This is a genomic window from Noviherbaspirillum sp., assembly GCF_035254685.1.
In the GTDB taxonomy this organism is placed as follows: Bacteria; Pseudomonadota; Gammaproteobacteria; order Burkholderiales; family Burkholderiaceae_D; genus Noviherbaspirillum.
Map to the genome: position 1 here is coordinate 67171 of NZ_DATFAI010000043.1, position 22474 is coordinate 89644.

29 protein-coding genes and 1 pseudogene are annotated in these 22474 nt (G+C 59.4%); 28 read left to right on the forward strand and 2 right to left on the reverse strand.

Going from position 1 to position 22474, the window contains the following annotated elements; genetic code table 11:
- Positions 1–46 precede the first annotated feature (46 nt).
- The 25 genes from VJ698_RS20465 (at position 47) to tatC (ending at position 18705) form a co-directional block, all read left to right on the forward strand.
- Complete coding sequence (locus VJ698_RS20465; protein ID WP_324104659.1) at positions 47–1510, forward strand: glutamate synthase subunit beta; 1464 nt, start codon at positions 47–49, stop codon at positions 1508–1510.
- A 143-nt stretch (positions 1511–1653) separates the two neighbouring features.
- Positions 1654–2457: an ABC transporter ATP-binding protein gene (locus tag VJ698_RS20470; RefSeq protein WP_324104660.1), complete on the forward strand. Its 804-nt coding sequence runs from the start codon at positions 1654–1656 to the stop codon at positions 2455–2457.
- Entirely contained in the window at positions 2454–3233 is a 780-nt protein-coding gene (mlaE, locus tag VJ698_RS20475; RefSeq protein ID WP_324104661.1) for a lipid asymmetry maintenance ABC transporter permease subunit MlaE, read from the forward strand. Before VJ698_RS20470 ends, mlaE begins: the two co-directional genes overlap by 4 nt.
- 102 nt (positions 3234–3335) lie before the next feature.
- Positions 3336–3809: an outer membrane lipid asymmetry maintenance protein MlaD gene (gene mlaD / locus VJ698_RS20480; RefSeq protein WP_324104662.1), complete on the forward strand. Its 474-nt coding sequence runs from the start codon at positions 3336–3338 to the stop codon at positions 3807–3809.
- Positions 3810–3841: 32 nt separating this feature from the next.
- On the forward strand, positions 3842–4678 hold the full coding sequence (locus VJ698_RS20485; RefSeq protein ID WP_324104663.1) for a VacJ family lipoprotein: 837 nt from the start codon (positions 3842–3844) through the stop codon (positions 4676–4678).
- Between the two features lie 112 nt (positions 4679–4790).
- Positions 4791–5441 carry an ABC transporter substrate-binding protein gene (locus tag VJ698_RS20490; RefSeq protein WP_324104664.1) on the forward strand — a complete coding sequence of 217 codons (651 nt, stop codon included), beginning with the start codon at positions 4791–4793 and terminating at the stop codon, positions 5439–5441.
- A gap of 7 nt (positions 5442–5448) precedes the next feature.
- Entirely contained in the window at positions 5449–5745 is a 297-nt protein-coding gene (locus tag VJ698_RS20495; RefSeq protein ID WP_324104665.1) for an STAS domain-containing protein, read from the forward strand.
- A 149-nt stretch (positions 5746–5894) separates the two neighbouring features.
- Positions 5895–6803 (forward strand): ABC transporter ATP-binding protein, encoded by a 909-nt coding sequence (locus VJ698_RS20500; protein WP_324104666.1) that lies wholly within the window; start codon positions 5895–5897, stop codon positions 6801–6803.
- Positions 6800–7555 carry an ABC transporter permease gene (locus VJ698_RS20505; protein WP_324104667.1) on the forward strand — a complete coding sequence of 252 codons (756 nt, stop codon included), beginning with the start codon at positions 6800–6802 and terminating at the stop codon, positions 7553–7555. The genes VJ698_RS20500 and VJ698_RS20505 overlap by 4 nt, the downstream gene beginning before the upstream one ends.
- A 9-nt stretch (positions 7556–7564) precedes the next feature.
- Positions 7565–7804: a BolA family protein gene (locus tag VJ698_RS20510; RefSeq protein WP_324104668.1), complete on the forward strand. Its 240-nt coding sequence runs from the start codon at positions 7565–7567 to the stop codon at positions 7802–7804.
- Entirely contained in the window at positions 7804–9054 is a 1251-nt protein-coding gene (murA, locus tag VJ698_RS20515) for a UDP-N-acetylglucosamine 1-carboxyvinyltransferase (RefSeq protein ID WP_324104669.1), read from the forward strand. The genes VJ698_RS20510 and murA overlap by 1 nt, the downstream gene beginning before the upstream one ends.
- Positions 9054–9704 (forward strand): ATP phosphoribosyltransferase, encoded by a 651-nt coding sequence (gene hisG, locus VJ698_RS20520; RefSeq protein WP_324104670.1) that lies wholly within the window; start codon positions 9054–9056, stop codon positions 9702–9704. Before murA ends, hisG begins: the two co-directional genes overlap by 1 nt.
- Before the next feature lie 4 nt (positions 9705–9708).
- On the forward strand, positions 9709–11022 hold the full coding sequence (gene hisD / locus VJ698_RS20525; protein ID WP_324104671.1) for a histidinol dehydrogenase: 1314 nt from the start codon (positions 9709–9711) through the stop codon (positions 11020–11022).
- A gap of 47 nt (positions 11023–11069) precedes the next feature.
- Positions 11070–11840 carry a site-specific DNA-methyltransferase gene (locus tag VJ698_RS20530; RefSeq protein WP_324104672.1) on the forward strand — a complete coding sequence of 257 codons (771 nt, stop codon included), beginning with the start codon at positions 11070–11072 and terminating at the stop codon, positions 11838–11840.
- A gap of 11 nt (positions 11841–11851) precedes the next feature.
- Positions 11852–12937: a histidinol-phosphate transaminase gene (gene hisC / locus VJ698_RS20535; protein WP_324104673.1), complete on the forward strand. Its 1086-nt coding sequence runs from the start codon at positions 11852–11854 to the stop codon at positions 12935–12937.
- 23 nt (positions 12938–12960) lie between these two features.
- A complete protein-coding gene (gene hisB / locus VJ698_RS20540) occupies positions 12961–13557 on the forward strand; it encodes an imidazoleglycerol-phosphate dehydratase HisB (RefSeq protein WP_324104674.1) in 597 nt (198 codons plus the stop codon).
- A gap of 39 nt (positions 13558–13596) precedes the next feature.
- Positions 13597–14235, forward strand: a complete 639-nt coding sequence (gene hisH / locus VJ698_RS20545; protein ID WP_324104675.1) for an imidazole glycerol phosphate synthase subunit HisH — start codon at positions 13597–13599, stop codon at positions 14233–14235.
- A 53-nt stretch (positions 14236–14288) separates the two neighbouring features.
- Positions 14289–15074: a 1-(5-phosphoribosyl)-5-[(5-phosphoribosylamino)methylideneamino]imidazole-4-carboxamide isomerase gene (gene hisA / locus VJ698_RS20550; protein WP_324104676.1), complete on the forward strand. Its 786-nt coding sequence runs from the start codon at positions 14289–14291 to the stop codon at positions 15072–15074.
- Entirely contained in the window at positions 15075–15839 is a 765-nt protein-coding gene (gene hisF / locus VJ698_RS20555) for an imidazole glycerol phosphate synthase subunit HisF (RefSeq protein WP_324104677.1), read from the forward strand.
- Positions 15836–16234 (forward strand): phosphoribosyl-AMP cyclohydrolase, encoded by a 399-nt coding sequence (hisI, locus tag VJ698_RS20560; protein WP_324104678.1) that lies wholly within the window; start codon positions 15836–15838, stop codon positions 16232–16234. The genes hisF and hisI overlap by 4 nt, the downstream gene beginning before the upstream one ends.
- An 87-nt stretch (positions 16235–16321) precedes the next feature.
- The gene (locus tag VJ698_RS20565) at positions 16322–16657 is read left to right on the forward strand and encodes a phosphoribosyl-ATP diphosphatase (protein WP_324104679.1); all 336 of its coding nucleotides are present in this window, start codon (positions 16322–16324) and stop codon (positions 16655–16657) included.
- A gap of 97 nt (positions 16658–16754) precedes the next feature.
- Positions 16755–17126 (forward strand): histidine triad nucleotide-binding protein, encoded by a 372-nt coding sequence (locus tag VJ698_RS20570; protein ID WP_324104690.1) that lies wholly within the window; start codon positions 16755–16757, stop codon positions 17124–17126.
- A 43-nt stretch (positions 17127–17169) separates the two neighbouring features.
- Positions 17170–17373 carry a Sec-independent protein translocase subunit TatA gene (tatA, locus tag VJ698_RS20575; RefSeq protein ID WP_324104680.1) on the forward strand — a complete coding sequence of 68 codons (204 nt, stop codon included), beginning with the start codon at positions 17170–17172 and terminating at the stop codon, positions 17371–17373.
- Between the two features lie 72 nt (positions 17374–17445).
- Positions 17446–17937 carry a Sec-independent protein translocase protein TatB gene (gene tatB, locus VJ698_RS20580; RefSeq protein WP_324104681.1) on the forward strand — a complete coding sequence of 164 codons (492 nt, stop codon included), beginning with the start codon at positions 17446–17448 and terminating at the stop codon, positions 17935–17937.
- On the forward strand, positions 17938–18705 hold the full coding sequence (gene tatC, locus VJ698_RS20585; RefSeq protein ID WP_324104682.1) for a twin-arginine translocase subunit TatC: 768 nt from the start codon (positions 17938–17940) through the stop codon (positions 18703–18705).
- Between the two features lie 3 nt (positions 18706–18708).
- Here tatC and VJ698_RS20590 read toward each other — a convergent pair whose 3' ends face one another.
- Together VJ698_RS20590 and VJ698_RS20595 are read right to left on the reverse strand one after the other, a co-directional pair.
- Positions 18709–19380, reverse strand: coding sequence for a DUF2461 domain-containing protein (locus VJ698_RS20590; RefSeq protein WP_324104683.1), 672 nt, complete (start codon positions 19378–19380; stop codon positions 18709–18711).
- Between the two features lie 19 nt (positions 19381–19399).
- On the reverse strand, positions 19400–20566 hold the full coding sequence (locus tag VJ698_RS20595) for a Do family serine endopeptidase (RefSeq protein ID WP_324104684.1): 1167 nt from the start codon (positions 20564–20566) through the stop codon (positions 19400–19402).
- Between the two features lie 12 nt (positions 20567–20578).
- Between VJ698_RS20595 and VJ698_RS20600 the strand changes: the two genes are divergently transcribed.
- From VJ698_RS20600 to VJ698_RS20610, 3 genes and pseudogenes are all read left to right on the forward strand, one after another.
- Positions 20579–21346 (forward strand): Nif3-like dinuclear metal center hexameric protein, encoded by a 768-nt coding sequence (locus tag VJ698_RS20600; RefSeq protein ID WP_324104685.1) that lies wholly within the window; start codon positions 20579–20581, stop codon positions 21344–21346.
- Between the two features lie 82 nt (positions 21347–21428).
- Positions 21429–22130, forward strand: a complete 702-nt coding sequence (locus VJ698_RS20605; protein ID WP_324104686.1) for a response regulator transcription factor — start codon at positions 21429–21431, stop codon at positions 22128–22130.
- A gap of 257 nt (positions 22131–22387) precedes the next feature.
- Positions 22388–22474 (forward strand): annotated as a pseudogene (locus VJ698_RS20610) (ubiquinol-cytochrome c reductase iron-sulfur subunit); the annotation flags it as partial.

Here is a 22474-nt window from a genome sequence, read left to right on the forward strand (position 1 = left end):
GCAGGGATCCTCAAGCGGTCCCTGCAGCCAAGAATGTGAGTAAAAAATGGGAAAAGTAACCGGCTTTCTGGAATACCAACGCCTCCACGAGGCGAGTGAAGCACCCCAACTGCGCAAGAAGCATTACAAGGAATTCGTAATGCATCTGAGCGACGAAGACGCGAAGATTCAGGGCGCGCGTTGCATGGACTGCGGCATCCCCTTCTGCAACAACGGGTGCCCGGTCAATAACATCATTCCGGATTGGAACGACCTCGTCTATCACGGCAACTTCAAGGAAGCGCTGGACAACCTGCTCTCCACCAACAACTTTCCGGAGTTCACCGGGCGCATCTGCCCCGCGCCGTGCGAAGCCGCCTGCACGCTGAACATCAACAGCAACCCGGTCGGCATCAAGTCGATCGAGCACTTCATCATCGACAAAGGTTGGGAGAACGGCTGGGTCCTGCCGCAGATTCCGGCCACGAAGACTGGCAAGAAAGTCGCCGTGGTCGGCTCCGGTCCTGCCGGCCTGGCCGCCGCGCAGCAGCTCGCCCGCGCTGGACACGACGTAACGCTGTTCGAAAAGAACGACCGCATCGGCGGCCTCCTGCGTTACGGGATTCCCGACTTCAAGCTGGAAAAGTCGCACATCGACCGCCGCGTCGAGCAAATGAAGGCTGAAGGCGTCACCTTCCGCACCGGTGTTTTCATCGGCAAGGAGTTTACGTCGAACGTCTACAACTGGGCCAAGGAAACGATCTCTCCTGATCAGCTGAAAAAGGATTTCGACGCTGTTGTGATCGCTGGTGGCGCCGAGCAGCCGCGCGACCTGCCGGTACCGGGGCGCGAGTTGAAGGCCGTTCACTTCGCGATGGAATTCCTGCCATTGCAGAACAAGGTCAATGCCGGCGACAAGGTCAAGGACCAGATCCTCGCCACCGGCAAGCACGTCATCGTGATCGGCGGTGGCGACACCGGATCCGACTGCGTTGGTACGTCGAACCGGCATGGCGCGGCTGCGGTCACGCAATTCGAACTGCTGCCGATGCCGCCGGAACAGGAAAACAAGCCGCTCGTCTGGCCGTACTGGCCGACCAAGCTGCGCACCTCGTCTTCCCACGAAGAAGGATGCGGTCGCGACTGGTCGGTCGCGACCAAGCGCCTTGAAGGCAAGAACGGCAAGGTCGAGAAGCTGATCGCTGCCCGTGTCGAATGGAAGGACGGCAAGATGGTCGAAGTGCCGAATTCCGAGTTCGAGCTGAAGGCCGACCTGGTCTTGCTGGCAATGGGCTTCGTGTCGCCGGTGCAAACCGTGCTGGATGCTTTCGGCGTCGACAAGGATGCGCGTGGCAATGCCAAGGCGACAACGGACGGAGAAGGCTGCTACAAGACCTCCGTAGACAAGGTGTTTGCAGCGGGTGACATGCGCCGCGGTCAGTCGCTGGTCGTCTGGGCAATCCGGGAAGGGCGTCAATGCGCCCGCGCAGTGGATGAATTCCTGATGGGTTCGACGGTTCTGCCGCGTTAATTTGTAACAATGTTCAGGGAAAAACCGCCGCATCGAAAGGTGCGGCGGTTTTTTGTCACATTTCGGCGCTCCGTTGGGGTAAGCCAAAAGTCCGATTGCCGTTTCTGCACTACAATCTCATCTTTGCGTTGAAGATGAATGACGTGCCAAACCTCCTCGAAATCCGCGACCTGCATTTTGCCTATGGCGAGCGCCCGATTCTGTCGGGGCTGGCGATGGATTTCCCGCGCGGGAAAGTGGTGGCAGTCATGGGCGGTTCCGGCTCCGGCAAGACAACCATCCTGCGCCTGATCGGCGGGCAGTTGGAGCCGCAGCGAGGGGCCATCATGCTTGATGGCCAGCCGGTCGATGCTCGCAATACCAAGGCGATGTATGCCATGCGCCGCAAGATGGGCATGCTGTTCCAGCACGGCGCGCTGTTCACCGACCTGACGGTGTTCGAGAACGTCGCGTTTCCGTTGCGCGAACATACCACCTTGCCGGAAGAGCTGATTCGCGATCTCGTGCTGATGAAGCTGCAGGCGGTGGGACTGCGCAATGCCGCGCAGCTGAAGCCGGCCGAGATTTCCGGCGGCATGGCGCGCCGCGTCGCACTCGCGCGGGCGGTGGCACTGGATCCGCAGCTCATCATGTACGATGAACCCTTCGCGGGACTCGATCCGATTTCGATGGGAGTGACGGCCAACCTGGTTCGCCGCCTGAATGACGCGCTGGGCTCGACGTCGATCATCGTCTCGCACGACGTGCACGAGACCTTCCTGATCGCCGATTATGTGTATTTTCTGTCGCAGGGAAAGATCGTGGCGCACGGCACGCCGCAGCAGATGAGCGAATCGTCGGATCCCTACGTTAGGCAGTTCGTGCACGCGGAGACGGATGGGCCTGTGCCCTTCCATTACCCGGGGCGTTCGCTGGCGGAAGACCTGCACCTGGAGGCGAAGCAATGATCCTCGACATGGTCAGCGGGCTTGGACGATGGGTGCGCGAATTCATCGGCAATGTGGGCTATGCAACGCGCATGTTCCTGTCCATGCTGCTCGCACCGGCAAGCCTGCTGAAGCGGCCGCGTCTCGTGACCGACCAGATTCACTTCATCGGCAATTATTCGCTCGTGATCATTGCGGTGTCCGGCCTGTTTGTCGGCTTCGTGCTCGGCCTGCAGGGCTACTACACGCTGAACAAGTATGGTTCGGAACAGGCGCTCGGCCTGCTGGTTGCACTCTCGCTCACGCGCGAGCTGGGGCCCGTGGTGACGGCGCTGCTGTTCGCGGGCCGCGCCGGCACTTCGCTCACCGCCGAGATCGGTCTGATGAAGGCAGGCGAACAGTTGTCTGCCATGGAAATGATGGCGGTCGATCCACTCAAGCGTGTGGTTGCGCCGCGCTTCTGGGCCGGCGTCATCGCCATGCCGGTGCTGGCATCGATTTTCAGCGCCGTCGGCGTCATCGGCGGCTACATTGTCGGTGTGCGCCTGATCGGCGTGGACGAGGGCGCGTTCTGGTCCCAGATGCAGGACGGCGTGGATGTCTGGAAAGACATTGCGAACGGCGTGATCAAAAGCGTAGTGTTCGGATTTGCGGTAACGTTTATCGCACTGTTCCAAGGGTATGAGGCGCAGCCGACGCCCGAAGGCGTTTCGCGCGCAACGACACGTACCGTGGTCATTGCCTCGCTGATGGTTCTCTGGCTGGACTTCCTGCTGACGGCGATCATGTTCGATTGATGGGCCGGCAGCAATGATTCACCTGCGTACGGTCCGGGAAAACCACATTTTTCATGTTGCAGCCCCCCGAGGCTCGGCATCTTCAATTTAGGGTATTCGATTATGCAGCGAAAATCGTTAGACTTATGGGTTGGCTTGTTCGTCCTGCTCGGTGCGCTGGCCCTGTTTTTCCTGGCGATGAAGGCAGGGAACATGAGCTCGATGTCGTTCGAGAAGACGTATCCGGTCATCACCAAGTTCGACAATATCGGCGGCCTCAAGCCGCGCGCACCCGTGAAGAGCGCGGGCGTGGTGGTGGGCCGCGTGGGCGACATCAAGTTCGACGACAAGAGTTATCAGGCAGTCGTGACGTTAAACCTCGATACCAATTACAAGTTCCCGAAGGACAGCTCCGCAAAGATTCTGACGTCGGGCTTGCTGGGTGAGCAGTACATCGGCCTGGAACCGGGCGGCGATGTCAACAACCTGGCCGCCGGCGATCGCATCAAGATGACGCAGTCCGCCGTCGTCCTGGAGAACCTCATCAGCCAGTTCTTGTACAGTAAGGCGGCCGAGGGAAAGGAAGGCAATAAATAATGAACCCTGCGTTACGAATCAGTGTGTTGGCCATGTCGCTTGTCCTCGGCGGATGCGCGACGACGGCCAATCCCAGGGATCCTTTTGAAAACTTCAACCGCGCCATGTTCCAGTTCAATGACGCGGTGGACCGGGCTGCGCTCAAGCCAGCGGCCGAGGGCTATGCGAAGCTCCCGGGTTTCGTGCAGACTGGCGTCAGCAATTTCTTCGGCAATCTTGGCGACGTCTGGACCGCAATCAATAACTTTTTGCAAGGCAAGGCAGGCGACGGCATGTCGGACGTCATGCGCGTCGCGGTCAATACCACCATGGGGCTGGGCGGCGTGCTCGACATCAGTTCCGAAGCGGGCCTCACCAAGCACAAGGAAGATTTTGGACAGACCCTGGGCAAGTGGGGCATCAAGTCCGGCCCCTATGTGGTGCTGCCGCTTCTCGGCCCCTCGACGCTGCGTGACACGCTTGCACTGCCGCTCGATTCTCAGGCCGATCCCTGGTACTACGTCTATCCTGTTTATATCCGCAACAGCGGAACCGTCTTGCGGGCCGTGGATCAGCGCGCTGCCATCCTGGACGCCTCCAACCTGCTCGAGGAGGCTGCATTGGATCGCTACGTCTTTGTGCGCGACGCCTTCCTGCAACGCCGGGAGAGCAAGGTGCATGACGGCGCAGCGCCGGAATCGCACTACGAAGATGACGTAGGGCCGACCTTCACGGAAGATGATGCTTCCGGATCGCAACAAAATGCCGCAACCTTGAATGGTCAGAAGGCAACAGATGCGGAACCCGCGGCCAAACCGGTTGTCGAAGTGGAACAAAACGGTGCCGGCAAGCCAGGGGCGACATCGCCCGGGACGGATACCAGGCAATAGCCGGCCTCACTCCTCCCACTTCGGGCGGCTCGAATGCCCGGCCGGATTTTGCTCAGTTGAATTTTGACAATGGGGCGGTAAGCCGCCCCGCATGTAACAATCACAGGAAATCATGAAACTACTCAAGAAATTGTTTGCTGTTATCGGATTTTTCGTTGGTATGGCAGCCTTCCTGCCCGCTGCAAGCGCACAGGAAACCCCGGATGCGCTGGTGAAACGGATCAGTCAGGAAGTGCTGGACGCAGCCAAGAACGACAAGGAAATCCAGAACGGAAACCAGAAGCATGTGCTGGAACTGGTCGAAGCCAAGATCCTCCCGTACGTCGACTTCCAGCGCATGACGGCGCTGGCCGCCGGACGCTTCTGGCGCCAGGCAACGCCCGAGCAGCAGAAGCAGTTGACCGATGAATTCCGCTCCCTGCTGGTCTACACGTATTCTGGTGCGATCTCGCAGATCCGCGACCAGAAGCTGGAATTCAAGCCGATGCGCGCCGATCCGTCCGATACCGAAGTGGAAGTGCGCTCCCGGGTGCTGCAACCACGCGGCGGCGACCCGATTCAGCTCGACTACCGTCTCGAGAAGTTGCCGAACGGCTGGAAGATCTATGACATCAACGTGCTTGGCGCGTGGCTGGTTGAAACCTACAAGGGCAATTTTGCGGCTGAAATCAGCAAGGGCGGCATCGACGGCCTGATCAAGACCCTGTCCGAGAAGAACAAGCGCCTTGCCGCCAGTGCGGCAAAGGGTACCAAGGCTTCCTGAGTCCACCATGTACCGTCCTGCCCTCACGCTGACCATCAACAACGCCAGGACCGCGCTGGAAGCCGGCTTGAAGGCCATCGGAGATGGGCAGACGGAGTTTGATCTTGGCGACCTGACGGTGGTCGATTCGGCCGCCGTCGCTACCTTGCTGGCCTGGCAGCGCGCTGCCGCTGCCGGCGGCAAATCCCTCGTATTTCGCAATCTTCCGGCCAGCCTCCAGAGCCTGGCCACACTCTACGGCGTGACCGGCCTTCTGCACCTCGCGCCCGCCGGCGAGTCCCGCGCCGCTTCGTCGCACCATTGACGCTTCCCTGATTACCCGCGCGATCAGGCTTCCTGATCGGAAATCCCATATAATCAAGGGTTCCGCCAAAGGTTTCGCACTGTTCTGCAAACATTTGGCCCTTTTCCGGTCCTTTCCCGGCTCTTTCTCGCTACATTGACCAAGCCAACATGGCGGCTCTTCAAATCGTCGACGTCGAAAAACGCTACAAGTCGCTGCGTGCGCTTGGCGGTGTATCGCTGTCCATCGAGCAGGGCGAATTTTTCGGCCTGCTCGGACCGAACGGTGCCGGCAAGACCACACTGATTTCCATCATTGCCGGACTCAACCGCGCCGATTCGGGCAGTGTGTCCATCCATGGTTTTGACGTGGTGCGCGACTATCGCGAAGCGCGCAAGCGGCTCGGCGTCGTGCCACAGGAACTGGTATTCGATCCATTCTTCACCGTGCGCGAAACCCTGCGCATGCAATCCGGCTATTTCGGACTGAAGAACAATGACGCATGGATCGACGAGGTGATGGCTAACCTCGATCTCACCAACAAGGCCGACACCAATACGCGCGCGCTGTCGGGAGGCATGAAGCGTCGCGTGCTGGTGGCGCAGGCGCTGGTGCACAAGCCGCCAGTGATCGTGCTCGACGAGCCGACTGCCGGTGTAGACGTGGAATTGCGCCAGACCTTGTGGAAGTTCATTGCGCGCCTGAACCGTGAGGGCCACACCATCGTGCTGACGACGCACTACCTGGAAGAAGCGCAGGCTTTGTGCAATCGCATCGCGATGCTCAAGGCGGGGAAGGTGGTCGCGCTCGATTCCACGTCGGCCCTGATCAGACGCATTTCCGGCTCGCAACTAACGCTGCGCCTGAAGGGACCTTTGCCGGACACGCTGAAAAGCCTGGTATCGCATCCCGACGAGCTGGTGACGGGCAACAAGTACACGCTGCGTGTCAATGAGTACTCCGATGTCGAGCCGATTCTCGCCACACTGCGTCAATCCGGCGCGGTCATCGACGACATGCAGCTGCAGCAGGCCGACCTGGAAGACGTGTTCATCCAGATCATGGAGGGCGAGAAATGACCGGCTTCCAGACATTGTTGTACAAGGAGGTTCTGCGCTTCTGGAAGGTCGCGATGCAGACCATCACTGCGCCCATTCTGACCGCGATGCTCTACCTGCTGATCTTCGGCCATGTGCTGGAGGACCACGTGCAGGTGTATCCGCAGGTGCGCTACACCTCCTTCCTGATCCCGGGCCTGGTGATGATGAGCGTGCTGCAGAACGCGTTTGCGAACAGCTCCTCCTCGCTGATCCAGTCCAAGATCACCGGCAATCTGGTATTCGTACTGTTGCCGCCCCTGTCACACTGGGAGATTTACGGCGCCTATGTCCTTGCGTCCGTCGTGCGCGGACTCGCGGTCGGCACAGGAGTGTTCATCATCACCGCCTGGTTTGCCAAATTGACATTTGTCGCGCCGTGGTGGATCGTGATCTTTTCTCTGCTCGGCGCCGGCATGCTCGGCACCATGGGTCTGATCGCCGGCATCTGGGCTGAAAAATTCGACCAGCTCGCGGCATTCCAGAACTTCCTGATCATGCCGGCAACCTTTCTGTCAGGAGTGTTTTATTCGATCCACTCCCTGCCTCCATTCTGGCAATCGGTGTCGCGTTTCAATCCGTTTTTTTATATGATTGACGGCTTCCGCTACGGCTTTTTCGGCCAGTCCGACGTGAATCCGTCGACCAGTTTTTCGATTGTTACCGTATTTTTTGTGTTGCTGGCCGCCTTCGCAATCTACCTGCTGAAGAGCGGCTACAAGTTGCGCCACTAGAGAGTAGATATGTTACCCACACCCGAGCTTGTCAAAAACTATATCGCTGCAGCACTCAACTGCACCCACCTTGAAGTCGAAGGCGACGGCCATCACTTCAGCGCCGTCATCGTCTCCGATGCGTTTGCCGGCAAGCGCCCGATCCAGCGCCACCAGCTGGTCTACGCCGCGCTCGGTGATCGCATGCGCCAGGAAATCCATGCGCTGTCGATGAAGACGCTCACCCCGGAAGAGTTCCAACAACAATAATGGACAAGTTGCTTATCACCGGCGGCAACCGCCTGTCCGGCGAGATCACGATTTCCGGCGCGAAGAATGCTGCCTTGCCGATACTGTGCGCAGGCCTGCTGACCTCCGATACGGTCCACTTGGCCAATGTGCCGCACCTGCAGGATGTCAACACAATGCTCAAGCTGCTGCGCCAGATGGGCTTGCGCGTGGAGCAGGACGGCGACCGGATGGCGTTGAACGGCAGCACTATCGACAAGCTGGAAGCGCCCTACGACATGGTGAAAACCATGCGTGCGTCGATCCTGGTGCTCGGCCCGCTGCTTGCCCGTTTCGGCGAGGCGAAGGTGTCGTTGCCCGGTGGTTGCGCCATCGGCACGCGTCCAGTCGATCAGCACATCAAGGGCCTGCAGGCGATGGGCGCCGAGATCAACATTGAAGCCGGTTACATCCACGCCAAGGCGAAAAAACTCAAGGGCGCGCGCATCGTTACCGACATGATCACCGTCACCGGCACGGAAAACCTCCTGATGGCCGCAGTGCTGGCCGAGGGCGAGACCGTACTGGAAAATGCGGCGCGCGAACCGGAAGTGACCGACCTCGCAAACCTGCTGGTCGCGATGGGTGCGAAGGTCGATGGCATCGGCACCGATCGCCTGGTTGTCCAGGGCGTCGAGAAGCTGCACGGCGCATCGCACAACGTCATTGCCGACCGTATCGAAACCGGCACCTTCCTGTGTGCGGTTGCTGCTGTCGGCGGCGATATCACGCTCAGGAACACCCGCAGCGATTTCCTCGATGCCGTACTGGACAAGCTGCGCGAAGCGGGTGTGATCCTGACCTCCGGTCCCGACTGGATCCGCGTACAGATGGCGGCACGGCCAAAGGCGGTCAGCTTCCGCACCACGGAATACCCTGGCTTCCCGACTGACATGCAGGCTCAGTTCATGGCGCTCAACTGCCTAGCTGACGGCAGCAGCCGCGTCACGGAAACGATCTTCGAAAACCGTTTCATGCACGTGCAGGAAATGAATCGTCTCGGTGCATCGATCGACATCGAAGGCCATACCGCGATCGTGCATGGCGTCGAGAAGCTAGTCGGCGCGCCGGTGATGGCGACCGACCTGCGCGCCTCCGCCTCACTCGTAATCGCTGGCCTGGCCGCGCAAGGCGAGACGCTTGTCGACCGCATCTACCATCTGGATCGCGGTTATGACCGCATGGAAGTCAAGCTTTCCGCCGTCGGCGCCAACATCCAGCGAGTGAAATAATGAACCAACAACTGACTCTCGCGCTGTCCAAGGGACGGATCTTCGAAGAGACGCTGCCGTTGCTGCAGGCAGCCGGCATCACCGTCACGGAAGATCCCGAAAAGTCGCGCAAGCTGATCCTGCCGACCAACGATCCCAACATCCGCGTCATCATTGTGCGCGCATCGGACGTGCCAACCTATGTGCAGTACGGCGCGGCCGACTTCGGCGTCGCCGGCAAGGACGTACTGCTCGAGCACGGCGGCGAAGGACTGTACCAGCCGATCGATCTGAACATCGCCAAGTGCCGCCTGTCGGTCGCGGTGCCGGCGGGCTTCGACTATGCCAGCGCGGTGCGCCAGGGTGCGCGGCTACGCGTCGTGACGAAGTACGTCAATTGCGCGCGGGAGCATTTCGCTGCGAAGGGCGTGCACGTCGACCTGATCAAGCTGTATGGCTCGATGGAACTCGGCCCGCTGGTCGGATTGTCGGATGCGATCGTCGACCTCGTCAGCACCGGCAGCACGCTGCGTGCCAACAACCTGGTCGAGGTCGAGCACATCATGAACATTTCCTCGCGCCTCGTCGTCAACCAGGCTGCGCTCAAGCTGAAGCGTGAACGCCTGCAGCCGATCCTGGAAGCATTCGAAGAAGCTGCGAAAGCGAGATAAGTCCATGGCCATCCAGATGCGCAAACTCGATACCACCGATCCGGACTTCAAGGCAAAACTGAGCGCCGTGCTCGCTTTCGAGGCGAGCGAGGATGAAGCCATCGATCGCGCTGCCGCGCAGATCCTCGCCGATGTGAAAGCGCGCGGCGACGCCGCCGTGCTGGACTACACCAACCGCTTCGACAAACTGAATGCCTCCGCCGTCTCCCAGCTCGAGATCGGCAAGGAAGAACTCCATGCGGCACTGAACGGCCTGCCGCCGCAGCGCCGCGCAGCGCTGCAAACCGCCGCCGACCGCGTGCGCGCCTATCACGAGCGCCAGAAGCGCGAAACCGGCAGCGACGGATTCACTTACACCGAGGCCGATGGCACCGTGCTGGGCCAAAAGGTGACGCCGCTCGATCGCGTCGGCATCTATGTCCCTGGCGGCAAGGCGGCGTACCCGTCTTCCGTGCTGATGAATGCGATTCCTGCCAAGGTCGCCGGCGTGCAGGAGATCATCATGGTTGTGCCGACGCCGGGTGGGGTGAAGAACGAGCTGGTGCTCGCCGCTGCGGCGATCGCCGGCGTTGACCGCGTGTTCACCATCGGCGGCGCACAGGCTGTCGGCGCGCTCGCGCATGGCACCGCAACGATTCCACAGGTCGACAAGATCGTCGGCCCCGGTAACGCCTATGTCGCGGCAGCAAAGCGGCGTGTATTCGGCATCGTCGGCATCGACATGATCGCCGGCCCGTCGGAGATCCTGGTGATCTGTGATGGCACGACCGACCCGGACTGGATTGCGATGGATCTCTTCTCGCAAGCGGAGCATGACGAACTGGCGCAGTCGATCCTGATCTGCCCGGACGACACGTACATCGCCAGGGTCGAAGCCAGCGTCAACAGGCAGCTCGACGCCATGCCGCGCAAGGACGTCATCCGCACCTCGCTGACCAACCGCGGCGCGCTGGTAAAGGTTCGAGACATGGACGAGGCATGCGACATCGCAAACCTGATCGCGGCGGAGCACCTGGAAATTTCAGCGGAGAATCCGCAGCAGTGGGTCAACAAGGTACGCCATGCCGGCGCCATGTTCCTCGGGCGCTTTTCCTCCGAGTCGCTGGGAGATTACTGCGCCGGGCCGAATCACGTGCTGCCGACCTCGCGCACCGCGCGCTTTTCGTCGCCGCTCGGTGTGTACGATTTCCAGAAGCGTTCCAGCATCATTCAGGTGAGCGAAGCCGGTGCTCAGGTCCTCGGCAAGGTGGCCGCCGAACTCGCGTATGGCGAGGGCTTGCAGGCGCACGCTCGTTCCGCCGAGTATCGGTTGAAATGAGGTCCGCCAGCGTCATTCCCGCGCAGGCGGGAATCCAGGTGCGCTGAATGGCGGGCTGGCGCAATCGCATTTTCTGCGAAGATGCACTGCAGGGATTCGCGCGCATGCCGGATGCGAGCATCGACCTGCTGATCGCCGATCCGCCCTATGGCCTCGGCAAGGATTACGGCAACGATTCCGACAAGCTCGATGCGGACGCCTACCTGCGCTGGACCGAGCAATGGGTCGATGCGGCGCTGCCGAAACTGAAACCAAACGGCAGCATGTACATCTTCCTGACCTGGCGTTATTCGCCGGAGATCTTCGTCATGCTCAAACAGCGCATGACGATGATCAACGAAATCATCTGGGATCGCAGGGTGCCGTCCATGGGCGGCAGCACGCGCAAGTTTTCGTCAGTGCACGACACGATCGGTTTTTTTGCGAAGGCGAGGGATTATTATTTTGACCTCGACGCCGTGCGCATTCCGTACGATGCTGAGACCAAGAAGGCCCGCTCGCGCTCGATTTTCGTCGGCGCCAAGTGGCTGGAAATTGGCTACAACCCGAAAGATGTATGGAGCGTGTCGCGCCTGCACCGCGAACATCGCGAGCGCGCCGACCATCCGACGCAGAAGCCGCTGGAAATCGTCGAGCGCATGGTGAAAGCCTCCTGCCCTCCCGGCGGCGTCGTGCTCGACCCTTTCATGGGCAGCGGGACCACGGCAGTCGCCGCGAAACGATGCGGTCGGGAATTCGTCGGATTCGAGCTCAACCCGGAATACTGTGAATTGATTGAAAATCGCCTGTCGGAACTCGACAAGCCGGAAGCTGCATAAAGAAAAACATCATGTCCCTGATTGAAAACATCATTCGCCCTGAAGTCCGCGCACTCGCGGCCTACCATGTGCCAGACGCCAGCGGTTTTGTGAAGCTGGACGCGATGGAAAACCCGTACACACTGCCGGAGAGCCTGCGCGCCGAGCTCGCGCAGCGCCTGGGCGACGTTGCCATGAACCGATACCCAGTGCCGTCCTACGCTGCACTGAAGGAAAAGATCTGCAGCAAGCTTGGCGTGCCGGAGGGGTTCGATGTCATTCTGGGCAATGGCTCGGACGAGCTGATCAGCATCATGTCGGTCGCCTGTGCAAAACCGGGCGCGAAGGTGCTGGCGCCGACGCCGGGGTTTGTCATGTACGCAATGTCTGCCAGATTCGCGGGCATGGAATTCGTTGGCGTGCCCCTCAAGCCGGATTTCGCGCTCGACAAGCCGGCCATGCTGGCGGCCATTGCGCAGCATAAACCTGCCGTTACCTATCTCGCCTATCCGAACAACCCGACCGGCAACCTGTTCAACGCGGACGACATGGTGGAAATCGTCCGGGCCGTGGGTGATTCCGGCATCGTTGTCGTCGATGAGGCCTATCAGCCTTTTGCTCAGGCGAGTTTCATGCCGCGCCTTGCCGAATTTGGTAATCTGGTCGTGATGCGAACCGTCTCCAAGCTCGGGCTGGCCGGAATTCGCCTCGGCTACATGTCTGCTGCCAAGAATCTGCTGACTGAGTTCGACAAGGTGCGTCCGCCATACAACGTGAACGTGCTGAGCCAGGCAGCAGCAGAATTTGTGCTTGACCATGTTGAGGTGCTGGATGCACAGGCTGCAGCGTTGTGCAATGAGCGAACCAGATTAATGGCGGAACTGGCTGCCCTGCCAGGGGTTGAAATTTTCCCTTCAGCAGCAAATTTCCTGCTGATCAGAATAGAAACGCAAAAAATTCATGCTGACGATGTCTTTTCTGCATTGTTAGACCGTAAGGTTTTGATCAAAAATGTCGGTAAAATGCACCCATTGCTGGAAAACTGCTTACGGGTTACTGTCAGCACACCAGAAGAAAACCAAGTATTCCTTGACGCCCTGAAGGCGTCGCTCGCTTAGCCACTTAGCCGTACCCACTTAACATGCCCACGTCACGCGTTGCAGAGGTCACTCGCAATACCAACGAGACGCAAATCCGCGTCGCGATCAACCTCGACGGCACCGGCCAGCAGAAGCTGAACACCGGTGTGCCGTTCCTCGACCACATGCTCGACCAGATTGCACGGCATGGGCTGATCGACCTCGACATCGAAGCCAAGGGCGACCTGCATATCGATGCACACCACACCGTCGAAGACGTCGGCATTACACTCGGCCAGGCGTTTGCCAAGGCCATCGGCGACAAGAAAGGCATCCGCCGCTACGGCCATGCCTATGTGCCGCTGGATGAGGCTCTGTCGCGGGTCGTGGTCGATTTCTCCGGCCGTCCCGGGCTGGAATTCCACGTTCCTTTCAAGCGCTCGATGATCGGCACTTTCGACGTCGATCTCACGCACGAGTTTTTCCAGGGTTTCGTCAACCACGCGCTGGTCACCTTGCACGTCGATAACCTGCGAGGCGAAAATGCGCACCATCAGTGCGAAACCGTGTTCAAGGCCTTCGGCCGCGCATTGCGCATGGCCGCCGAACTTGATCCGCGTGCGGCGGGGACGATACCCTCGACGAAAGGCAGCCTGTAAAAACGTGACGCCCCCGGCGTTGCGATTTCATTTTCTGACATGAACAAGATCGTTGTTGTAGATTACGGCATGGGCAACCTGCGCTCGGTGGCGCAGGCGCTGCGGCATGTCGCTCCTGAGGCCGACGTCCGTATTTCCGGTGAGCTCGCTGACATCAGGTCCGCAGACCGCCTCGTCCTGCCGGGCCAGGGTGCCATGCCGGATTGCATGCGCTGCCTGCGCGACTCCGGCCTGCAGGAAGCGGTGGTCGAATCGACCCGCACCAAGCCCATGCTCGGTGTGTGCGTAGGTGAGCAGTTACTGTTCGACTGGAGCGAAGAGGGCGACACGCCGGGCATCGGTTTGCTGCCCGGCAAAGTAGTGCGCTTCCGGCTCGAAGGGATGCTGCAAGAGGACGGATCGCGCTTCAAGGTGCCGCAGATGGGCTGGAACCGCGTGCAACAAACGTTGTCCCATCCGCTGTGGAATGGCATTGCCGATAACAGTTACTTCTATTTCGTGCACAGCTATTACGCAGTGCCCGCCGAACGAAAACATATAGCGGGCGAAACCACCTACGGCGTACCGTTCGCGTGTGCTGTTGCAAAAGACAATATTTTCGCTACCCAGTTTCATCCGGAAAAAAGCGCAACTGCCGGCTTGCAGTTGTACAAGAATTTTGTTCACTGGAATCCGTAGTCGGGAAATCGTTGTTCATCATTAATTAACCTCAATGCATCCTTAATGTAGCCATGCTGCTCATACCTGCCATCGACCTCAAGGACGGTCATTGCGTGCGCCTGAAACAGGGCGATATGGACCAAGCCACCGTGTTTTCCGATGACCCCGGCCAGACGGCGCGACATTGGCTGGCCCATGGCGCCCGAAGGCTGCACCTGGTGGACCTGAACGGCGCCTTTGCCGGCAAGCCCAAGAACGAGTCGGCGGTGAAGTCGATCATTCAGGCCGTGCGCAGCTTCGCCGCCGAAAACGACACCGATGAAATTCCGGTTCAACTGGGCGGCGGCATCCGCGACCTCGACACCATCGAGCGTTACCTGGACGACGGCCTTTCCTACATCATCATCGGCACGGCCGCAGTGAAGAATCCCGGCTTCCTGCATGACGCCTGCAGCGCGTTCCCCGGCCAGATCATCGTTGGCCTCGACGCCAAGGATGGCAAGGTCGCGACCGACGGCTGGAGCAAGCTGTCGGGCCATGAAGTCATCGACCTGGCAAAGAAATTCGAAGATTACGGCTGTGAAGCGATTGTCTACACTGACATCGGCCGCGACGGCATGATGGCCGGCGTGAACATCGACGCCACCGTGAAGCTCGCACGCGCCGTCTCGATCCCGATCATTGCCTCGGGCGGCGTGCATGATGTCAAGGATGTGGAAGCATTGTGCGCGGTGCAGGACGAAGGTATCGAAGGCGTGATCTGCGGGCGTTCGATTTATGAAGGCACGCTCGACCTGCGCGCGGCGCAGCAGCGTGCCGATGAGCTGAGCGGCCTGGAAGAGGCGGAAGAAGAATAAATGACCCTTGCAAAACGCATCATCCCTTGCCTGGACGTGACTGCGGGTCGCGTTGTCAAGGGCGTCAATTTCGTAGAGTTGCGCGATGCCGGCGACCCGGTGGAAATCGCGCGCCGCTATGACGAGCAGGGTGCAGATGAACTGACCTTCCTCGACATCACCGCCACATCCGACGAGCGCGACCTCATCCTGCACATCATCGAGGCCGTGGCGTCGCAGGTATTCATTCCCCTGACCGTGGGCGGCGGCGTCCGCTCGGTGGAGGATGTGCGCCGCCTGCTCAACGCCGGCGCCGACAAGATCAGCATCAACAGCGCCGCAGTGTCCAATCCGCAGATCGTGCACGACGCTTCGCACAAGTACGGCTCGCAATGTATCGTCGTGGCAATCGACGCCAAGCGATCCGGCGACGACAAGTGGGAAGTGTTCACACACGGTGGCCGCAAGCCGACCGGGCTCGATGTGGTCGAGTGGGCCAGGAAGATGGAAAGCCTCGGAGCCGGCGAACTTCTCTTGACCAGCATGGACCGCGACGGCACGAAGAGCGGTTTTGACCTTGCGCTCACGGGCGCAGTCTCCGATGCCGTATCGATTCCGGTCATCGCATCCGGCGGTGTCGGCGGCTTGCAGGACCTGGCCGACGGCATCAAGATCGGCAGGGCCGACGCAGTCCTCGCCGCCAGCATTTTCCATTACGGACAGCACACGGTTCAGGAAGCCAAGCGCTTCATGGCTGCCCAAGGCATTCCAATGAGGCTCGCATGAGTGCCAACGCCAAATGGCTGAACAAGGTAAAGTGGGATGAGCATGGCCTGGTCCCGGTTATTGCACAGGAAGTCGGCACCAACGACGTGCTGATGTTCGCCTGGATGAACCGCGAAGCGCTCGCGAAGACCGTTGAGTTGGGCGAGGCGGTGTACTGGAGTCGCTCGCGCAAGAAGCTGTGGCACAAGGGCGAGGAATCCGGGCACATCCAGAAGGTGCATGACATCCGGCTCGACTGCGATGAAGACGTCGTGCTGCTGAAAGTCGAGCAGACCGGCGGCATTGCCTGCCACACCGGGCGTCACTCGTGCTTTTTCCAGAAATTCGACAGTGCTACCGGTGAGTGGCAGTCGGTCGATTCCGTGCTGAAAGACCCGGCGAGCATCTACAAATAGTACCCTGGCAAGCCAAGGGCATGACTCACCGTCCTATAATTGGGCCTGGATGACGAAAGGCGAGGCGGATTGGAGCCGCCCAATACCATGACTGATACCCTGAAACGCCTGGCTGAGGTAATTGAGTCGCGCAAACCTGCCAACGGCGGAAATCCTGATAAATCGTATGTCGCTCGCTTGTTTTCCAAGGGAGACGACGCCATCTTGAAAAAGATCGGTGAAGAAGCGACGGAAACCGTGATGGCTGCCAAGGACGCGCGGGTCGGCGGCGACAAGTCGAAAGTGCTGTACGAATGTGCGGACCTTTGGTTCCACTCGATGGTTATGTTGGCGCAATTCGACCTGACACCGCAGGACGTGCTGGACGAACTCGCCCGTCGCGAAGGCATTTCGGGCATTGAGGAAAAGGCAAGCCGAAAATAACCGGCAGGCTAGGCTGACAATCCGGCAAAGAGACTTTGACCGACCGGCGAAAGCCGGGATTTCGTTCAAGGATCAAGGAAACGGGATATTCATATTCATGACTGACTGCATTTTCTGTAAAATCGCCGCGAAACAAATTCCGTCGAGAACTATTTTCGAAGACGAGGATCTGATTGCGTTCCACGACATCAATCCTGCCGCACCGGTGCATTTCCTGATCGTGCCAAAGAAGCATGTTCCCACGCTGGCAGATTGCGACGAGAGCCATGCCGGCCTGCTCAGTAAAATGATGCTGCTGGCGCCCAAGTTGGCACAAGAACAGGGATGCGGCTACGTCGCGACAGAGAACGGTGGCGGTAGCGGCGGATTCAAGACGCAATTCAATACCGGGCCGGATGGTGGTCAAGAGGTGTACCATCTGCATTTGCATGTGATTGGCGGGCCGCGTCCCTGGCGTGGACAACGCTGATCTGTATCGTTTTTGGGCGGTCGCGCCCGCTTAGGAGAAAGTAATGGGTTCATTGAGCATTTGGCACTGGCTGATCGTGCTGGTTGTCGTCATGCTGATTTTCGGTACGAAGAAGCTTGGCAATATCGGTTCCGACCTCGGCAAGGCCGTCAAGGGTTTCAAGGACGGCATGAAGGACGATGAAGAGAAGTCCGCGCACGCCGATAAGGCGACGATCGACGTCGACGCCAAAGAAAAGAAGAGTTGATCGCCCATTCCACGGAAGTACCCGTAGCGCGCCTCCGCGCGCTATGCGATCCTCCTCTGCAATTTTTCCGCCATGATTGATCTTGGACTCTCCAAACTCGCGTTGATCGGCGTTGTCGCGCTGATTGTCGTCGGCCCTGAAAGGCTGCCGAAGGTCGCGCGCATGGCCGGCACCCTGTTCGGACGTGCCCAGCGCTACATCAACGACGTCAAATCGGAAGTCAGCCGCGAGATCGAACTGGAAGAACTGCGCAAGGTGCACAAGGACATGCAGGAAGCGGCAAGCAATGTCGAGCAGAGCATTGCCAAGAACCTCTCGGAGATCGAGACCGAGGTTCACACTTCCTTGTCCAATCCGTTGCTCGATACACCGCCCCCGGCACCCGAACTGGTGACAGCGAAGGCGAAGGACTTCCGCAAGAAGAAGCTTGCAAGAACATCGGCCATTCCCGCCTGGTACAAGAAACAGAGCGGCCGGAAGGCCCATGTGCTTTCCGGGGCGGCGCGCGTCGCCAGGCATCGTCCTGCCAGTGTCGCTCGCAAATCATCCGTTTCCTTTCACTAAATGACCGACGAACAAGACACAACGGCTGCGAGTGAAACCTTCATCTCGCATCTGGTGGAATTGCGCAATCGCGTAATGAAGGCCTCTGCCGCGGTTGTCGTGGTCTTCCTGTGCCTGATGCCATGGGCCGGCAAGATCTACGATTTCCTCGCCATGCCGATGATGGCGGCGCTCCCGGCCGGCAGCAAGATGATCGCCACCGGCGTGATTACGCCATTCCTGATTCCAGTCAAGGTCACCTTGCTGGTGGCATTCGTCGTCGCGCTGCCGGTGGTGCTCTATCAGGCGTGGGCATTCATCGCGCCCGGCCTCTATGCACATGAAAAGAAACTGATTGCGCCGCTGGTGGTGTCGTCGTCGCTCCTGTTTGTTTCGGGCGTTGCATTCTGCTACTTCTTCGTGTTCGGCGTGATCTTCAGGTTCATCAACGAATTCGCGCCCAAGTCGATTACGGTGGCGCCGGATATCGAAAGCTATTTCGGTTTTGTGATGACCCTGTTCATCGCCTTCGGCGTAACCTTTGAAGTACCGATCATTGTGATCGTCCTCGTGCGGATGGGACTGATCACTGTCGAAAAGCTCAAGGAAATGCGTCCCTACGTGATCGTCGGTGCATTCGTGATCGCCGCCGTTGTGACGCCGCCGGACATCATGAGCCAGTTGTTGCTCGCGGTGCCGATCTGCCTGTTGTTTGAAATCGGCCTGCTGGTCGCCCCGATATTCGCGCGCGCGACCGAGGCGCCGGAAGAAACCGAAGAGACAGCGTAGCGCTTATTTTGCCTGGCGCAGCCAGGCGACGAGCGGGAAGGCGTCCCGGAATCCCGCAACCAGTTCCTTGCCGAGATCCGCGGGAATCCCGTCTTTCAGGCTCGTCTCATTCCACACGATGAAGCTCTTCATCTTGATGTACTCGATGTGCGGCGTATCGGCATCGAAGCCTTTCGGCGGGCGGGTCAGTTTGCCTTCATCCTGAAGATCGCCAAACGTATCCTTCAGTCTCTTGTTCCTGAGCACCTTGCTGAAGCCTGCCGCATCCGCGACCACATGCTGGCGGATCGTCTTCAGCCGGTCTGGCGGTGGCATGTACTCGCCGCCCGCAACCAGCAGAACTCCATTGGCATCGACATGGAAATAGTAGGCCGGACCGCCGCCCTGGCTCGGCTTTTTCAGCCCGCTCGCCGTGATCGCCGCAGAAAAGGCGGTCTTGTAGGGGCTTTTGTCGCGCGAAAAACGCATGTCGCGATTGATGCGGAACAGCGCCTTCCGCGGATTGCAGTTCGCCACTTCAGGGTCGAACTTCCCGACGACAGGAATCAGCTTCGTGACCAGCTCCAGGAATTCCAGGCGCAGGATGTCGTAGCGCGGCTTGTTCATCACGAACCACGCACGGTTATTGTTTTCCGAGAGTTCAGCCAGAAACTGGATCAGGTCGCGCGTATGCATTATTCATCCCTGCAATCGGTTATTCCTGCTCTTCGCGACGCGGTTTAGGCCGTGTGCCGACGGTTACATCGATGGATGACTCGTGATTCTTCCGAATCACGATCATCTTTGCCTTGCGACCTGGTGTCAGCTGCGCAATCAGGTTCAGCATGTCAGTCGTGTCGGATACCGGTTTGCCTTCGACTTCGATCAGGATATCGCCGGGCTTGATCCCCGCCTTGTCCGCCGGGCCTCCTTTCAATACGCCGGCGATGATCGCTCCTGATTTCCGGCTGAGACCGAAACTTTCCGCCAGCTCCGGCGTGATGTCCTGGGGTTCCACGCCAATCCAGCCACGCACCACCTGGCCGGTAGTGATGATCGATTCCATCACGGTCTTGATCGTGGTTACCGGGATCGCGAATCCGATGCCGAGCGAGCCTCCGCTGCGGGAGTAGATGGCCGTGTTGATGCCGAGCAGGTTGCCATTGACGTCGATCAGTGCGCCGCCGGAGTTGCCAGGATTGATGGCGGCATCGGTCTGGATGAAATTTTCGAAAGTGTTGATGCCGAGATGGTTACGGCCGAGCGCAGAAATGATGCCCATTGTGACCGTCTGGCCCACACCAAACGGGTTGCCAATGGCCAGCACAACGTCGCCAACCCTTGCCTGGTCGGCGTGACCCAAGGTGATCGCCGGCAGATTCTCCAGGTTGATTTTCACGACCGCGAGATCGGTTTCTGGATCGGCGCCGACCACCTTGGCCGCAGACTTGCGTCCGTCTGCCAGCGCCACTTCGATTTCATCGGCGGTCTCAATCACATGGTTATTCGTCAATACATAACCCTGCGGACTGATGACCACGCCCGAACCGAGGCTGAACTGGCGATCTTCCTGCTGATCGCCAAAGAAGCGGCGAAACAGCGGATCGTCCATAAACGGCGTCTTCGGCTGCTGTGCGCCTTTGGTCGTAAAGATGTTCACCACCGCTGGCATCGCCCGCCTGGCTGCCTCGCGATACGAACCCTGCGCCGGTGATGCGCTCACGGGCGCCTCGAGCATGGGGACCGACGATACCACCGGATGCCCGGCACCTGCTCCGCCTGTCGTTCTGCCAGCCCACTCCGGCTTCAAGCTCGCTACAATGAACCACACTGCCAAACCGACGGTAACGGTTTGCGCAAACAACAGCCAAAGACGTCGCATAAAAGGTTAAAGATGAACCAAGGATCGATAAACAGGGATGGATTTGCAAAATATCTAGACCAAGCCCTTGATATTACTCGTTTTCGCGACTATTGCCCAAACGGCCTGCAGGTCGAAGGGCGCGCAATGGTAAAAAAACTGGTTACCGGAGTAACCGCAAGTTTAGCCTTGATTGAGGCGGCGGTGGCGGTCGGCGCAGACACGATCCTGGTGCACCATGGCTATTTCTGGCGCGGTGAGGATCCAAGGGTTGTGGGCCCGAAGCAGAAGCGCCTGCGAATGCTTCTGGAGCATGACATCAACCTGTTTGCCTACCATTTGCCTCTGGATATGCATCCCGAGCTTGGCAATAACGCACAGCTGGCGAGGCGCCTTGGTTTCGTCGCTGACGGACGTTTCGGCGAAAACGACCTCGGCTGGCTCGGTGCTCCGGCTGATGCCGGGATCAAGACGGTGGCTGAGCTGGCAAAGGCGATCGAGGTGCGCCTCGGACGGGCTCCCCTTGTCATTGGTGATCCGGCGCAGGTTGTCGGGCGGCTCGGGTGGTGCACTGGCGCAGCGCAGAACCTGATGAATGATGCCATCGTGGCTGGCGCCGCGACCTACCTGAGCGGTGAAATTTCCGAGCCCATCGTACACTTGGCCAGGGAGTCCGGCGTCTCCTATCTCGCGTGCGGCCATCACGCGACGGAGCGGTATGGCGTGCAGGCGCTGGGGGAGCATCTGGCCGAGCGCTTCGGTATCGAGCACCAGTTCATCGACATCGGCAATCCTGTCTAACCCTAGCTGCAAAAGGGGTATTCACACCGAAAGTTAATTAGTTGTTTATGTGCGGTATTATTGCCGCTGGTGAGGAATGAATATGCAGCAGGATCAGACATCGCGTGACGCGGTCGGCGTACTGGTCGTTGAAGACGACGCCGTAACGCGAAAGACATTGTGCCTGGCGGTCGAGTCGGCTCCCGGGCTGAAATTGCTGGCAGCATACGATAGCGTCAGACCAGCACTGGAATGGCTCGACGGCGCGCAGCCGGACGTACTGATTACCGATCTCGGGCTTCCCGACGGATCGGGGCTCGACATCATTCATGCATGCACTCGCCGGTATCCGCAGACTGACATCATGGTCGTGACTATGTCGAGCGATGAATCGAATGTCCTGGCCTGCATCGAAGCAGGTGCTTCCGGTTACGTGCTGAAGGACGCCGGAAGGATGGACATCGCGCGGGCAGTGCTGGACCTGCGCGATGGCGGGGCGCCGATGAGCCCGACGATTGCGCGGATGGTGCTGGCGAAGGTCCGGGGCGGTAACAAGCCGACGTTGTCCGAATCCGCCCCGGCGACCGACGCGACTCTTACCAGGCGGGAAGCCGCCATCCTGGATCTGATTGCCCAAGGCGATAGCTATGGCGAAGTGGCCAAGATGTTGTCGGTGTCCGTCGGAACGGTTCAAACCCATATCAAGAACATCTACGGCAAGCTCGCCGTGCATTCCCGCGGCGAGGCTGTGTTCGAGGCGCATCGTCGCGGCCTCCTGCAGTTGGGGCGGTCGCGCACCAATTAGGCAGGGAGTGCCCCGAAAACTACCTTGCCTGGCCGCCGGCCATCCACGGCATCAAAGGCCAATTCGTCGGCATTTTAGCCCCTTCGCCGACGCACATCCCCTCCAGTCAGGTGGTTTGGCGCGCCCGGGACAGTGGAAATGTGCTCGGGGGTTGCCAAATAGAACCTATTTGCTTTAATTCGCAATCGCGGTCGGCTATAATCGAAGGTTGCTAGAAGTTTCGTGCAGATTTCGTTTTTTCACTGATTGGGGTTGGTATGAGTAACGAAAAGCAGGTCGATTCCGGTCGACGCGGCTTGCTCGTCGCTACGTGTGCGGCGGGTGGTGTGGCCGGATTGGCTACG